This window comes from Burkholderia sp. PAMC 28687 (genome assembly GCF_001577465.1).
Taxonomy (GTDB): domain Bacteria; phylum Pseudomonadota; class Gammaproteobacteria; order Burkholderiales; family Burkholderiaceae; genus Caballeronia.
This window is the reverse complement of record NZ_CP014505.1, coordinates 210,390-224,906: the sequence shown is the minus strand read 5'-3', so window position 1 is coordinate 224,906 and position 14,517 is coordinate 210,390. Positions and strand designations below refer to the sequence as shown.

Sequence of the window (14,517 nt, the reverse complement as noted above, 5' to 3'; positions counted from 1 at the left end):
GTCTCAGAATGCGGGCTTTCCCGTACAATTCGATGATTACCCCGCGCGGCCGGCTGTTGAAGCGGGCGTGGCGTTGTGTGCCAAAAGTCCGCTAAACGAGCCAAGATCGCTCATGCGCGGGGCAACATCGTTTAATCCTGCATTGTCGCAGAAGGCGCAACGGCGCGCTTTACAGCCGGAACGCGAAAGCGCCACCTTTTCATGGAACTCAAGCTCGTGACCGATTCTTTGCAACTCCCGAACAAGCCGGTCGCACTGCGCGTAGTGCCGCAACCGTCCGATGCCAACGTCCACGGCGACGTCTTCGGCGGCTGGATCATGGCGCAGGTGGACATAGCCGGATCGATCCCGGCGAGCCGGCGCGCGAACGGGCGCGTAGCGACCATCTCCGTCAATTCATTCGTATTCAAGCAGCCCGTCTTCGTGGGCGACCTGCTGAGCTTTTACACGGATATCGTGAAGACGGGGAATACCTCGGTGACGGTTTCCGTCGAGGTCTACGCGCAGCGCATGAGCCTCGCGCAAGACGTCGTCAAGGTGACCGAGGCGACGCTGACTTATGTGGCGACCGACAGCGACCGGCGTCCGCGCGCCTTGCCGGCCCTCGACTGACCCACGCTACCGGGCGTCCCGTTGCGCGCGGCGGTCCACTTGTGGCTGTTGAGCAAGAGCCCGGGGATATCCTCGGCCGGCAGCGGCGCCGAGAAGAAAAAGCCCTGCATTTCATCGCAGTCGCGGGCAATCAGGAAATCGAGCTGCGCCGACGTTTCCACGCCCTCCGCGATCACCTGCAATTCGAGCGAATGCGCGAGCGCGATGATCGCCGACGTGATGGTCTCGTTGCCACTCGGCGTGCCGATATCCGCAACGAACGAGCGGTCGATCTTCAGCCGGTGCACCGGGAAACGCTTGAGATAAGCGAGACTTGAATACCCGGTGCCGAAGTCGTCGATGGCGATCCCAACACCGAGCGCCGCCAGATCGGACAAGGTGGTCACTGCTTCGTCCGCGTTGTGCATGATTGCGCTTTCGGTCAGCTCCAGCTCCAGGAACTTTGGCTCGAGCCCCGTCTCGGTCAACACCGACGTCACCAGTTCCCGGATGTCGCGCTGCTGGAACTGCCGCGCCGACAAATTCACCGACATCCGCACGACCGGCAAGCCTTCCTCCTGCCACGCCTTGTTTTGCCGGCACGCTTCGCGCAATACCCACTCGGCCAATGGCCCGATAAGCCCGCATTCTTCCGCGATGGGAATGAACGAATTCGGCGATACCAGCCCGAACTCCGGGTCCATCCAGCGGACAAGGGCCTCCATGCCGACGACATCGCCGGTCTTGAGATCGACTTGAGGCTGGTAGTGCAGCAGGAATTCGCCATCGCGCAACGCACGCCGCAAACGCAGTTCGACGTTCATTCGCGCGCCCACGTTCGCGTTCATTTCAGGCTGATAGAACTGGTAGGTGTTGCGCCCCATGTCCTTCGCGCGATACATCGCCAGGTCGGCTTTCTTGAGCACGGTCTCGGCGTCCGCGCCGTCTTGCGGGAAGAGGCTAGCGCCCATGCTGCAGCCCACGTACAGCTCCGTTCCGTCGAGCCATACCGGGTCTGAAATCGCGCTGCGCACGCGCTCCATCCATCTGATCAGCGCGCTCTCGCACGCAATGTCGGGCAGCACCGCGACGAACTCGTCGCCGCCGTGACGCGCAATGGTGTCGCCCGTACGGCCGCACCGCGCAAGCCGCTCGGCGACCACGGACAGCAGACGATCACCCATGCTGTGCCCGAGGCTGTCATTGACGTTCTTGAAGCCATCGAGATCGACGAAAACCACCGCGAGCGTCGTGTCGCCGGCACGCGCGCGCTCGATCGCGTCCTGCAGCCGGTCGCGCAGCAAATTGCGGTTGGGCAGGCGCGTAAGAGCGTCGTAGTTGGCCTGGTATTCGAGCTGTTCCTGGTATCGGATGACTTCGGTGACGTCGTTGATCACGCCCACGTGATGCGTCGTTTGCCCGTTTGCATCGGGTACGGGCGCGACCAGAAGCTGATTCCAGAACAGCACGCCGTCTTTTCGATAATTGCGCAGTACCGCGCTTACTTCGCGGTTTGCGGCGAGACCCGCGCGGATCGCGTTGAGCCCTTCCTGTTCGAGATCCTCGCGCTGCAGGAAACGGCAATCCCGGCCAACGATATCGGACGGGTCGTAACCCGTGATGCGCTTGAACGCCGGATTCGCATATTCGATCACGTTGCCCTTGGCAGTCGTCGAGGTGATCAGCACGGCGTTCACACACGCGTCGAGTGCCCGGCTTTGCAGGCGCAGCGCAAGTTCAGAGCGCTTGCGGCCGGTAATGTCGTCGTAAGAACCCAGCACGCCGATGATCCGTCCCGCCCCGTCGAGTAACGGCAGCTTGCTCGTCAACGACGTCCGCAACTCGCCGCCGACAAAAAAATCCCGTTCCTGATTCATGACCGGCTGCCCGGTCGCGATAACCAGATTGTCCTCGGCGCGAAGCAGTTTGCCGGACGCGGCCCACGGCAACGCGCAATCGGTCATGCCGACGACCTGTTCCTTGCTGGCGAGCCCGGCATCGCGGGCAAACGCGGAGTTGCAGCCCAGATAGCGCGAATCGAGATCCTTCCAGAAAATGCGCTGCGGGATGTTGTCGATAAGCGATTCCAGCATCTGCTTCGAGCGCCGCGCTTCGGTCTCCGCGTTGATCCGGTCGGTGACGTCGTTGGCCAGCATGAAGATGCCTGGCTGCCCCGAATACGTCAGCGCATGCGATGAGATGTCGGCGCTGACCTCGACGCCATCATGGCGCTTGTGACGCCACACGCCCGCCGAATGCTGGCTTCCCGGATGATCGCCGGCGCTGCGCGCCAGCAGCGCGGCGAAGTTCTGGAAGTCGTCGCCGGCGTGCAGATCGCGCACGGTCATCGTGAGGAATTCGAGTTCGTTGTAGCCGTAATGCGAGAGCGCCGCCGGATTGACCGCGACGAAACGGTACGTGTCGGCCTCGACGATCCACATGGGCACCGGATGCGCGTCGAAGAGATCGCGGAAACGCTCGTTGCTGCGCTGCATGGCCCGCGCGATGCGCAGCTTGTCGCGCGACGAACGCTCGTGGCTCGCGAAGGTGTACATGAGCGCGGCGGCGCCCGCGAGCATCGACACGATCAGCAGGAACACCGCGCGGCTCGACGCACGTGCGGAATCGTTCAAGGTCGCGGCGAGCGAATCGGCTTCCTTCGCGCGCAGTTGCGTCAGCTCGACATCGAGCGCTTCCTGGTCTTCGCTCAGGCGCACGAACGCGGCGCGCGCCCAGTCGCGTTCGGCGCCGGGTGCGTCGGCGGCAGCGCGTTCGAACGCCGAATGCGCGTCGCGCTTGGCGATGCGCGCGCTTTCCGCGAGGCCGTCGAAGGCGTTTTGCATGCCGGGCTCAAATGCGAACTGCGCGCGCAGGCCGCTTTCCAGCGCGTCGATATGCGATTCGATATCCGCCCGGACATCGGCGGGTTTGAGCACGCCGGTCGCTTCATACCGGCCGATTTCGGGAAGACTGTCGCCAAGCGCGCTTCGATACACATCGAGGTCGCGCATCAGGCTGAGCGAGCGGCGGGTGCGGACATCGGCATCGCCTTGCAGCCCGATCTGCTCGTACGCGACGAACGCGTTCGCGCCCATCGCCACGAGGACGACCGCGATGTTGACCAGCAGACGGCGCGAAAAGAGTGATTTCATGGTTCCGATAACCGTCACGACGCGCGCTCGAGGGAATGAAACGCGAGTCGTCGGTTCGAATACAGGTTATCGGCGGGGAAACGCGGGAATTTAGAGCAGGCGCTTAATCAGCCAGACCAAACTCTTTCATGGCGGGGACGAAATCGTGGTTCACCTCGCTCTTGCGCGAGAGTTTCGCGAGCGCGTAGCGCTGGAAGGCCGACAGCTCGGACCAACGGCCAAGACTCGGCGAACCGATACCGCACAAGCTGCTCTGGCGGATCACGCTTTCCGGCACGACGTCCGTGTGCGCCCAGATCGGGTCGCTGTCGGGCGCGAAAGTCCCGGGTTTCGAATCTGCGTGAGTACGCAGCATTTCGGCGATGGCCTGATCGAACGCGGGTTCGATCGCCGCGTCGTCCTCCACCGGAAAGCGCGCAAGCAGTTCGCGGTCGCTGTGCGGGAGACGGCGCCAGTCGTCGAGGGAAATGCGCTGACCGAAGCGATCCAGATTAAAACGCACGACGAGCGGGATGAAGCTCAGGTTCTCAGTCGACTCCAGTTCGAATCCGAACAGGCGCGGAGCGTCGTAAAGTGCCATGGCGAGTGCCTCGTGGGCAAGAGGGTCAAGGGAAGCGAGTGAGGCCGCTGTGGGTTATCGTAGGGCCTTGAACGGCTTGTAGTGTGTCTGTTGCACCATAAAGCAGCAAGCGTTATGCCCGGATTTCTCTTATAAATTCTGATAAGTCGCGGCGAAAACGCGACATCGTAAGCAATTAGCAAGAGAGCCAGATCATGAATGACACGGATATCGACGATCAACCCGGCTACGTGGAACGCCACGTCAGGCGTCACCGGCTGGGCGAGATTCGCGAGACCGCCGACGACGTCGGCCAGGAATGGCCCGTCGCGCTCGTCTACAACGGTATTTCCCACGCCGTGATGATGTGCACGCCGCGTGATCTGGAAGCCTTTGCGGTGGGCTTTTCGCTGACCGAAGGGATTGTGGAGCGCGGCAGCGACATTCACGACATCGAGGTGTTTTTTCACAATCCCGAGGGCGATACGCTGCCACACGCGGAAGTGCATCTGCAAGTGGTGCAGCAGGCGTTTGTCGCGTTGAAGCAGAAACGCCGTGCGCTCGCCGGGCGGACCGGTTGCGGGGTGTGCGGGATCGAAAGTATCGATTTGCTGGATCTGCAACCGGAACGCGTGCCGGATACCGGCTTTCTCCAGCGTCTCGCCGATGACGCCATCGCCCAAGCGGCGCGTGAGCTGCCGGCGCACCAGGGGTTATCGAAGTTGACGGGCGGATTGCACGCAGCCGCGTGGTGCGACGAAACCGGCGCCGTCAAATACGCATTCGAAGACGTCGGCCGCCACAATGCGCTCGACAAGCTGATCGGCCATCTCGTACTGCAGCGCGTGGATACCACGCAAGGCTTCGTGTTCCTGTCGAGCCGGGCGAGCTACGAGCTCGTGCGCAAGTCGGCGCGGGTGGGCGTACCCATGCTTGTGACGATATCCGCGCCTACTTCGCTGGCGATTTCCATCGCGGAAAAGGCGGGATTGCGGCTCGTGAGTTTTGCACGCGAGAACGGGTTCGTGGAGTACGGCGCGGGCTGAACGGGGGCGCGTGCTCAACGGCGCGTGCTCAACGGGCGCGTGCTCTACGGACGCCTGCTCAACGCTTGATACGCGCCCTTCCGATCAGTTGAACTGGCTGAAATCCGGCTTGCGCTTTTCGAAGAACGCCGTGAACGCCTCTTTCGCTTCGGGCGCGGTCAGCATGCTCGCAAAAAATCCCGCTTCTTTCGCCATCTGCGTGCTGACTTCGTCGGCCTGACCGCCCTTCATCAACGCCTTGGTCGCCTTCAGCGATGCCGGCGGCAACGCCGCGAGTTTCCTCGCCTGCGCAAACGCAAAGTCGCCCACTTCGTCCGCCGATAAAACCCGGTTCACGATCCCCATGTTCGCGGCTTCGCTTGCGTCGAATGGCTCGCCGAGCAGCAGCTTTTCAGCGGCACGCTGATACCCCGCAATGCGCGGCAAAAGCAGGCTCGACGCCGCTTCCGGACACAGCCCGAGGTTCACGAACGGCAGCACGAACCTAGCCGTCGATGCCGCGTAGACCAGGTCGCAGTGCAGCAGCATCGTCGTACCGATACCGACTGCTCCGCCGCTTACCGCCGCCACGACCGGCTTCTGGGCCGTGCTGATGCGGCGCAGGAACTGGAACACCGGCGCGTCCGGCTTCGAGGGCGGCGCCTTCATGAAGTCTTCGAGATCATTGCCCGCGCTGAACGTGTCGCCCGCGGCGCGGATCAGCACCACGCGCACGGCGGGATCGTTTTCGGCATCGAAGAAAGCATCGGCCATGGTCTGATACATCTCGGCCGTCAGCGCGTTCTTGCGCGCCGGGCGGTTGATCGTGATGCTCAAGACGCCGTCGATATGTTCCGTGATGATGTCCATTCTCGTCTCCTGAATGAAAAACGGTTCGCGGACCGAAAAGGCACGCGAACCGTCGTTATGCTTCTACGGATAAGCCGCGTTGACCGTTACATCCGTTCAATAATGCCCGCCGCGCCCATGCCCGTTCCCACGCACATGGTCACCATGCCGTACTTCAGGTTGCGCCGGCGCAAACCATGCACGACCGTTGCGGCACGAATGGCGCCCGTTGCGCCGAGCGGATGGCCCAACGCGATCGCGCCGCCAAGCGGATTGATCTTCGACGGGTCGAGCCCCAGGTCGTGGATCACCGCCAGCGATTGCGCTGCAAACGCTTCGTTGAGCTCGATCCAGTCGATATCGTCCTGCGTCAGACCTGCCGCTTTCAACGCCGCCGGAATCGCTTCCTTCGGCCCGATGCCCATGATCTCCGGCGGCACGCCACGCACCGCGAAACTCACGAAGCGCGCGAGCGGCGTCAGGTTGAATTGCTTCAGGATTTTCTCGCTGACCACGATCAATGCGCCGGCGCCATCGGATGTCTGCGAGCTGTTGCCCGCCGTGACCGAACCCTTCGCGGCGAAGACGGGGCGCAGCTTCGCGAGCCCTTCCATGGTCGTGTCCTGACGCGGGCCTTCGTCGTTCTCGATCTCGCGCGCATTAACGCGAATCTCGCCCGTCGCCAGGTCCGGGAACCGTTCGTTCAGCGTGAACGCGGAGATTTCATCGTTGAACTCGCCGGTACGCTGCGCTTCCAAGGCACGCCGATGCGATTCCACCGAGAACGCATCCTGCGCTTCGCGGCTGATCTTCCAGCGTTCGGCCACGCGTTCGGCCGTCAGCCCCATGCCGTAAGCAATGCCGACGTTCTCATCGCGATCGAAGATATGCGGCGACAGCGACGGCTTGTTGCCCATCATGGGCACCATGCTCATCGATTCACATCCGCCGGCGATCATCACGTCGGATTCACCTACACGAATCCGGTCGGCGGCCATTGCCAGCGCGGTCACGCCCGATGCGCAGAACCGGTTCACGGTCACGCCGCCAACGGTGTTCGGCAAGCCGGCCAGCAACGCGCCGATACGCGCCACGTTCAGTCCTTGCTCGCCTTCGGGAATGGCGCATCCGATGATTGCGTCTTCGATCAGCTTCGTATCCAGCCCGGGCACTTGCGCGACCGCTGAACGGATCGCGTGGACCAGCAGCTCGTCCGGGCGCGTGTTCTTGAAGATCCCGCGCGGCGCCTTGCCGATAGGCGTACGGCTCGCGGCGACAATGTATGCGTCCTGCACTTGTTTGCTCATTTGCAACTCCTTTGTCCCGTACACGCCTAGTTACGAACCGGCTTGCCGGTTTGCAACATGCCCATGATCCGTTCCTGCGTCTTCGCGGTGCCGAGCAACTCGACAAACGCACGACGTTCGAGCGCCAGCAACCATTCCTCATCGACGAGACTGCCTGCTTCCACGTCTCCGCCGCAGACCGCTTCTGCGATACGGCTCGCGATCAGGAAATCGTGATCGCTGATGAAGCGGCCATCGCGCATGTTCACGAGCGACGCCTTGATGGTCGAGATCGCCGAGCGTCCTGCCACCGGCACCTGAGTTACCCGCAACGGCGCGCGATACCCGGCAGCGCTCAAAGCACGCGCTTCCTTCTTCGCGATATCGAGCAATTCGTGCACATTGAAAACGATCGTGTCGGACGGTTTGAGATAACCCATCGAACGCGCTTCCAGTGCCGATGCCGAGACCTTCGCCATCGCTGCGTTCTCAAACGATTTCTGCAGGAACTTCAAAAGATCGCTGGTTGCGTTGACGGCGCTGGCGGCAGTCGCTGCACGCAACGCCGCTTCCTTCAAGCCGCCGCCGGCAGGCACCAGACCCACACCCACTTCCACCAGCCCCATGTAACTTTCGATGTGTGCAACACGCTTGGCCGAATGCAGCGCGAGTTCGCATCCGCCGCCAAGCGCAATGCCCGACACGGCCGCGACCACCGGCACGCTCGCGTACTTCACGCGCAACATGCCCTGCTGGAAGTTCTTCACAAACGGTTCGATCCCCTTCGCGCCGCCCATCATGAACGCGGGCATCGCTTCTTCGAGGTTCGCACCGGCCGAGAACGCGCCGCCCGGATTGCCGAGCTTCAACGCCGACGTTTGCCAGATCACGACGCCCTTGTAATCGGCTTCGGCAAGTTCGATCGCCTTCGTCAGGCCTTCGATCACCGCCGGCCCGATCGTGTTCATCTTGCTCTTGAACGATACGATCACGACATCGTCTTCGCCCACGCGGTCATCGACCCAGGCGCGCACGGCATCGGTTTCGAACAGCGTCTTGCCGTAGGTTTTCGGATCGGCGCCCGCTTCGCCAAGCAGCGGCGCGCGGAAAACCTGCTTCTTGTAGACATCGAGCGCTGAACGCGGAATGAATTTCGATGCACTCGGCGACCACGATCCTTCCGCGGTATGCACGCCTCCCTTCTCGGCGACGGGACCGTCGAATACCCACGACGGCAGCGGCGCCTTCGACAGCGCCTTGCCTGCATCGATATCCTCTTTCACCCATTGCGCGACTTGCGTCCAGCCGGCCGATTGCCAGCCTTCGAACGGACCTTCGTTCCAGCCGAAACCCCAGCGAATCGCGAGATCGATATCGCGCGCGTTGTCCGCAACGGATTCAAGATGCACGCCGATGTAATGAAACACATCGCGGAAAATGGACCACAGGAATTGCGCCTGAGGATGCTGCGATTCGCGCAGGAGCTTGAGGCGTTCCGCAGGCGGGCGCTTCAGGATGCGGCCGACGAGTTCATCCGCCTTGCCGCCGCCATCGACGTAGGTTCCCGTCTTCGGGTCCAGCACCTTGATGACCCTGCCTTCCTTCTTGTAAAAACCCGCGCCCGATTTCTGTCCCAGCGCGCCGTTCTTCACGAGCGCGGCAAGCACGGCCGGGGTTTCGTACAACGGGAAGAAAGGATCGTCAGGCAGGTTGTCCTGCATTGTCTTGATGACGTGCGCCATGGTGTCGAGGCCGACTACGTCCGCCGTGCGGAACGTTGCCGATTTCGCGCGGCCAAGACGGGCACCGGTGAGGTCATCGACTTCATCGAAGCGCAGTCCGAACTTCTCGGCTTCCGCGATCACCGCGAGAATCGAAAACACACCCACGCGATTCGCGATGAAATTCGGCGTGTCCTTCGCGCGCACGACGCCCTTGCCGACCACGCTCGTCAGAAAAGTTTCGAGCTGATCGAGGATTTGCGGCTGCGTGGTATCGGTCGGAATCAGCTCGACCAGATGCATGTAGCGCGGCGGATTGAAAAAGTGCACGCCGCAAAAACGCGCTTTGAGTTCGTCCGAGAAACCCTTCGACAACTCCGTGATCGAAAGCCCCGACGTATTGGTCGCGAAAATCGCCTTCTCGCCGATATACGGCGAAACCTTCTTGTACAGGTCGTGCTTCCAGTCCATGCGCTCGGCGATCGCTTCGATCACCAGGTCGCACTCCGCAAGCGCAGCGATGTCGTCGTCGTAATTCGCGGGCTGGATGTATTGCGCGTCGTCCTTCACGCCGAACGGCGCGGGCGACAGCTTCTTCAGATTCTCGATCGCCTTCAACGCGATGCCGTTCTTCGGACCTTCCTTGGCCGGCAGGTCGAACAGCAGGACCGGCACCTGGGCGTTGATCAGGTGCGCAGCGATCTGCGCGCCCATCACGCCGGCGCCGAGAACCGCCACCTTGCGTATGTTCAGATTGCTCACGTTTGTCTCCGGGAGAGGTATTCGGTATGACGATGCGCTACGTCCGCTGAAGACGTAGCGCAGTGCAAAAGAGGCCTAGAACAAGGCTTCGTCGTATTCCATCAGCGTCTTCGATCCGGCGCGCGCGGCGCGGATCGTCGATGCCGTTTCAGGCAGCAGCTTGGCGAAATAAAAACGTGCGGTGGCGAGCTTCGCCTTGTAGAACGGATCGCCTTCGGCTTCTTTATCCAGCGCGATCCGCGCCATGCGGGCCCAGAAATACGAGAACACCAGATGCCCGACCGTCCGCAGATAAGGCACGGCAGCGGCGCCGACTTCGTCCGGATTCTGCATGGCCTTCATGCCGATTTCCATCGTCAGTTTCTGCACCTTGTCGCCGATATCCGCAAGCGGGTTGATGAACTCCTGCATCTCCGGCTTCACGCCTTCTTCTTCCACGAAGTCCGTGACGAGCTTGCCGAATTTCTTCAGCTTCGCGCCCATGTCGCCGAGAATCTTGCGGCCGAGCAAATCGAGCGCCTGAATCGAATTCGTGCCTTCGTAGATCATGTTGATACGGGCGTCGCGAACGTATTGCTCCATGCCCCATTCGGAGATGAAACCGTGTCCGCCATAAATCTGCATGCCCATGTTCGTGCCTTCGAACGCGTTGTCCGTCAGGAAGGCCTTGATGACCGGAGTCAGCAACGCGACCAGATCGGCGGCGTCCTTGCGCGCTGATTCGTCGGCGTGGGACAGTTCCTTGTCGATGTTGAGCGCCGCCCAGTACGTGAACGCGCGGCCCGCTTCGGCATAGGCCTTTTGCGTGAGCAACATGCGACGAACATCCGGATGCACGATGATCGGATCAGCGCCTTTCTCCGGCGCTTTCGGACCGGTCAGCGAACGCATTTGGAGGCGTTCCTTCGCGTACGTGAGCGAGTTCTGATACGCGATCTCCGACAGTCCGAGCCCCTGCATGCCGACGCCCAGACGCGCGGCGTTCATCATCACGAACATGGCGTTCAAGCCCTTGTTCGGCTCGCCGACAAGCCAGCCCTTCGCTGAATCCAGATTGATCACGCATGTGGAATTGCCGTGAATGCCCATCTTGTGTTCGATGGAACCGCACTTCACGCCATTGCGTTCGCCCGGCGCGCCAGCATTGGTCGGAATGAATTTCGGCACGATGAAAAGCGAAATGCCCTTCGTGCCGCTCGGTGCGCCCGGCAAGCGAGCCAGCACCAGGTGCACGATGTTCTCGGCCAGATCATGTTCGCCGCTGGAGATGAAGATCTTCGTGCCGCTGATGGCGTACGAGCCGTCGCTGTTCGGTTCGGCCTTCGTGCGCAGCATGCCAAGGTCGGTGCCGCAGTGCGGTTCGGTCAGGCACATCGTGCCGGTCCAGGTGCCGTCCACGAGCTTCGGCAAATAGGCCTTCTGCAACTCGGGCGCGCCGTGCGCGTGCAGGCATTCATAGGCGCCATGCGAGAGGCCGGGGTACATCGTCCAGGCCTGGTTCGCCGAGTTCAGCATTTCGAAAAGCGCGTTGTTCACGAACGCCGGCAAGCCCTGGCCGCCGTATTCCGGATCGCAACCGAGAGCCGGCCAGCCAGCTTCAACATATTGCTTATAGGCTTCCTTGAAGCCCGCCGGCGTGCGCACGACGCCATCGCCTTCGTACGTGCAGCCTTCACGATCGCCAACCTGGTTCAGCGGGAAGAGCACTTCGGCGCAGAACTTGCCGGCTTCTTCCAGAACCTGATTGATCGTGTCAGCGTCGAGATCCGCATGCTTGGGCATGTTCTTGACCTCGTTTTCTACGTTGAGCAACTCGTGCAGCACGAATTGCATGTCACGCAGCGGCGCGGTGTACTGTCCCATTCTTCATCTCCAAGTGTCCAGGAAGCTTGGGCCCTGAGCGCCGCCGAATCCGCTGTGCTACCGCGTGCTGCTAATTCGTCGACGCCTGGCGGCCGTTGCTTTGATACGAAACAATCGTTTTTTCCAGCGCGTCCCGCGTCAGTTGCACGGCCTCCGGCAAGTGCAGGAAGCGCGCGTCATGATGCAGACCGAGCGTGAAACTATAGAGTTCAAAAAGCATCAGCGCAGGATCTGTATCCGCACGCAAATGCCCCTCATCCTTCGCCTGGTTGATCGCCCGCGTAAGCGCTGCTCGCCAGATCGTCACGCTATGCACCAGTTGCTCGCGGACTGCACTGTCGGCGCGATCGTCGTACTCCACCGCACCGCTTATGTAGATACAGCCCGTCGTCACCTCCTCGATGCGCTTTTCCATCCAGCGCGCCAGCATGGAACGCAAACGCGGCAAACCGCGTGCTTCGCGAAGGCTCGGGTAAAACACTTCATCCTCAAAGCGGCGGTGATACTCCTTCACCACTTCGACCTGCAGGTCCTCGCGCGAGCCGAAATGCGCGAACACGCCGCTCTTGCTCATCTGCATCCGTTCGGCCAGCAAGCCGATCGTCAAACCTTCGAGTCCGTCCCGGCTAGCCAGGTCCAGCGCGGCGTCGAGGATTGCGACTCGTGTCTGTTCGCCCTTTCGCATGATTTTTACCGTTTTCATTTAATCGAAATAAAATCGAACGGCCGTACGATTATTGTAGCCGACCGTTCCTGAAACAAGCTTTTTATTAGAAACCGGGGTCTAACTTTTCATCGCGTCGTTAGACACGGCTCAAGTTTGTGCCGGTTTGTGGCCTTGCAGCCAGTGGTAGTGGCCCGAGCACATCAATCGTAGCGGCCGATGGTGAGCATTTTCATCATCGTGCGATACGCGTTGTAGGCAAGCCAATTAAGCAGGCGCTCACCAGCCGGTCGCGCCGCGTATTGTTCGAGCGTGATCGGCCGGGCGTCTTCGTAGGCCGCAATGATCGCGTCACGCAACTTCACGATCTCGTTCTCGTGATTCACGAGCACCATGTTCGCCTCGTTGTTCAAGACGAGGCTGAGCGCGTCGAGATTGGACGAGCCGACCGTCGCCCAGTTCGAATCCACCACGGCGACTTTCCCATGTAGCATGGTTTTCTCGTATTCCGCGATCCGCACGCCCGATTTCAGCAAGTTCCGATACAGAAACGGCGTCGCATAGTCGAGCGCGACAAACTCCTTCCTGCCGATCACCAGCGTCACACGTACGCCGCGCTGTGCTGCGCGAACCAGCGCGCGGCGCAGCTTGCGGCCCGGCATGAAATACGGGTTCGCCAGCATCACTTCCTTTTCCGCGTGCGAAATCGCCGCCAGGTACGCCTTTTCGATCGCCCGCCGATTCAGGAGGTTATCGCGGGCGACGAACGCCACGCACGGCCGGTCCACGGCGTGAATCATGCCGCGCCGCGCCCGCAGACGCGCCCGCAGCGCGCGCCGGCTGCTACGGGACGAATCGCCGGGCGTGCCGCCCTGATCCGTCGGACGTGCGGTGCGCGGTTTCACGCCGAGGCGGATCCGCTGCCACTGGAGATCAAAGGCCTCGCGAACATCCGATACCACGGGCCCCTGCGCCTCCAGCGCGAAGTCCCATCGGGCGAATTCGATGCGCATGCCATTCTGCTCGTAGTCATCGACTATGTTGATGCCGCCGCAGAACGCAATCTGCCGGTCGATCACCACCAGCTTCCGATGCGTCCGCGAGAACCCGAGCTGACCGAACAGATGCGGGTTATAGATGCGATGTTCGACGTTCGCTGCGGGCCATTCATCGAAAAGCGGAAGCTTCGCCGTCCCGATGCCGTCCGTGATAACGCGCACGTGCACGCCGCGCCGCGCCGCGTTCATCAACGCGGTCGAAACGGCGCGTCCGGCGGCGTCATCGCAAAAAATGTAGGTTTCGAGCGAGACCTCGTGCTTCGCGGCATTGATGCGGCCGATCAGTGCCGGGAAAAACGCATCGCCCGATTTGAGCAATTTGACTGTGTTGTTGATCGTGAAGCACAACCTTCCTGGGCGCCGGCCGCGAAACAGCGCCTGCTTGAGTCGCGCGAAGCGACGCGAAGGCCCTCCGAAACCCATCACCGGCTATGCTCCGCGAGCCGCTCAGGCAGTTGCAGGATCGCCTCGCGATTGGACGACGAGAAACACTTCGCCGCGGCCTCGCGGAACGGCAACCAGAGAAATGCGATGTGCTCGCGCGGCGCGAGCGTGACGGGAATGCCGTGCGGCACGAGCAGGCTGAACTGGTGCTCGACGTTGCGCACCACGCCTTCAGCATAGCGATGCCGCCATTCGGGATAGATGTCGTACTCGATCTCATGATGCCAGTCGATGAGCGAACGCTCGGGCACGCCCGGGCTTCCGACCACGATGCCGGTTTCCTCGGCCACTTCACGCGCGGCGGTGAGGGCGAAGGGTTCATCGATGTGATCTTTCGAGCCCGTCACGGACTGCCAGAATCCCGGCCGGTCGGCGCGCTCGATGACGAGCACGTCCATTTCGGGCGTATGGATGACAACAAGAACAGATTCGGGGATTTTCGGCGGCTTGGGCATTTTGGAAACGGTGCGGCCATTCGTGGAAGCTGGCCGAAGAATGTACCCCAAAAAACGAAAAAGGCGCATCAGGCGCCTTTTTCGTTTC

Annotated in this window: 11 protein-coding genes; 2 read left to right on the top strand and 9 right to left on the bottom strand. The window is 61.6% G+C overall.

Annotation, left to right across the window (positions count from 1 at the left end; all coding sequences use genetic code 11):
- Positions 1 to 201: 201 nt before the first annotated feature.
- On the top strand, positions 202 to 612 hold the full coding sequence (locus AX768_RS01070; protein ID WP_172811905.1) for an acyl-CoA thioesterase: 411 nt from the start codon (positions 202 to 204) through the stop codon (positions 610 to 612).
- On the opposite strand, the gene AX768_RS01065 is transcribed toward AX768_RS01070, so the two are convergent.
- Both AX768_RS01065 and AX768_RS01060 read right to left on the bottom strand, forming a co-directional pair.
- A complete protein-coding gene (locus AX768_RS01065; RefSeq protein ID WP_082778711.1) occupies positions 558 to 3,743 on the bottom strand; it encodes a sensor domain-containing protein in 3,186 nt (1,061 codons plus the stop codon). The two genes, AX768_RS01070 and AX768_RS01065, sit on opposite strands and share 55 nt — an antisense overlap.
- A gap of 103 nt (positions 3,744 to 3,846) precedes the next feature.
- Positions 3,847 to 4,323: a nitrate reductase associated protein gene (locus AX768_RS01060; RefSeq protein WP_061998414.1), complete on the bottom strand. Its 477-nt coding sequence runs from the start codon at positions 4,321 to 4,323 to the stop codon at positions 3,847 to 3,849.
- A gap of 194 nt (positions 4,324 to 4,517) precedes the next feature.
- Here AX768_RS01060 and fdhD point away from each other — a divergent pair, with 194 nt between their 5' ends.
- Entirely contained in the window at positions 4,518 to 5,348 is an 831-nt protein-coding gene (fdhD, locus tag AX768_RS01055; RefSeq protein ID WP_061998413.1) for a formate dehydrogenase accessory sulfurtransferase FdhD, read from the top strand.
- 84 nt (positions 5,349 to 5,432) lie between these two features.
- On the opposite strand, the gene AX768_RS01050 is transcribed toward fdhD, so the two are convergent.
- The 7 genes from AX768_RS01050 to nudB all read right to left on the bottom strand — a co-directional run bounded on the left by AX768_RS01050 (position 5,433) and on the right by nudB (position 14,429).
- Positions 5,433 to 6,197 (bottom strand): enoyl-CoA hydratase, encoded by a 765-nt coding sequence (locus tag AX768_RS01050; RefSeq protein ID WP_061998412.1) that lies wholly within the window; start codon positions 6,195 to 6,197, stop codon positions 5,433 to 5,435.
- An 86-nt stretch (positions 6,198 to 6,283) separates the two neighbouring features.
- Positions 6,284 to 7,483, bottom strand: coding sequence for an acetyl-CoA C-acyltransferase (locus AX768_RS01045; RefSeq protein WP_061998411.1), 1,200 nt, complete (start codon positions 7,481 to 7,483; stop codon positions 6,284 to 6,286).
- A gap of 26 nt (positions 7,484 to 7,509) precedes the next feature.
- The gene (locus AX768_RS01040; RefSeq protein WP_061998410.1) at positions 7,510 to 9,945 is read right to left on the bottom strand and encodes a 3-hydroxyacyl-CoA dehydrogenase/enoyl-CoA hydratase family protein; all 2,436 of its coding nucleotides are present in this window, start codon (positions 9,943 to 9,945) and stop codon (positions 7,510 to 7,512) included.
- A 75-nt stretch (positions 9,946 to 10,020) separates the two neighbouring features.
- A complete protein-coding gene (locus tag AX768_RS01035; RefSeq protein ID WP_061998409.1) occupies positions 10,021 to 11,808 on the bottom strand; it encodes an acyl-CoA dehydrogenase C-terminal domain-containing protein in 1,788 nt (595 codons plus the stop codon).
- A gap of 70 nt (positions 11,809 to 11,878) precedes the next feature.
- Entirely contained in the window at positions 11,879 to 12,493 is a 615-nt protein-coding gene (locus tag AX768_RS01030; RefSeq protein WP_062000674.1) for a TetR/AcrR family transcriptional regulator, read from the bottom strand.
- A 182-nt stretch (positions 12,494 to 12,675) separates the two neighbouring features.
- Positions 12,676 to 13,953, bottom strand: a complete 1,278-nt coding sequence (gene clsB / locus AX768_RS01025; protein ID WP_061998408.1) for a cardiolipin synthase ClsB — start codon at positions 13,951 to 13,953, stop codon at positions 12,676 to 12,678.
- Positions 13,953 to 14,429, bottom strand: a complete 477-nt coding sequence (gene nudB, locus AX768_RS01020; protein WP_061998407.1) for a dihydroneopterin triphosphate diphosphatase — start codon at positions 14,427 to 14,429, stop codon at positions 13,953 to 13,955. Before nudB ends, clsB begins: the two co-directional genes overlap by 1 nt.
- Positions 14,430 to 14,517: the final 88 nt, after the last annotated feature.

Coding starts and splice junctions, on each gene's coding strand:
- fdhD (WP_061998413.1), top strand. CDS start 4,518: ATGAATGACACGGATATCGACGATCAACCCGGCTACGTGGAACGCCAC.
- AX768_RS01050 (WP_061998412.1), bottom strand. CDS start 6,197: ATGGACATCATCACGGAACATATCGACGGCGTCTTGAGCATCACGATC.
- AX768_RS01045 (WP_061998411.1), bottom strand. CDS start 7,483: ATGAGCAAACAAGTGCAGGACGCATACATTGTCGCCGCGAGCCGTACG.
- AX768_RS01065 (WP_082778711.1), bottom strand. CDS start 3,743: ATGAAATCACTCTTTTCGCGCCGTCTGCTGGTCAACATCGCGGTCGTC.
- nudB (WP_061998407.1), bottom strand. CDS start 14,429: ATGCCCAAGCCGCCGAAAATCCCCGAATCTGTTCTTGTTGTCATCCAT.
- AX768_RS01060 (WP_061998414.1), bottom strand. CDS start 4,323: ATGGCACTTTACGACGCTCCGCGCCTGTTCGGATTCGAACTGGAGTCG.
- clsB (WP_061998408.1), bottom strand. CDS start 13,953: ATGGGTTTCGGAGGGCCTTCGCGTCGCTTCGCGCGACTCAAGCAGGCG.
- AX768_RS01035 (WP_061998409.1), bottom strand. CDS start 11,808: ATGGGACAGTACACCGCGCCGCTGCGTGACATGCAATTCGTGCTGCAC.
- AX768_RS01030 (WP_062000674.1), bottom strand. CDS start 12,493: ATGCGAAAGGGCGAACAGACACGAGTCGCAATCCTCGACGCCGCGCTG.
- AX768_RS01070 (WP_172811905.1), top strand. CDS start 202: ATGGAACTCAAGCTCGTGACCGATTCTTTGCAACTCCCGAACAAGCCG.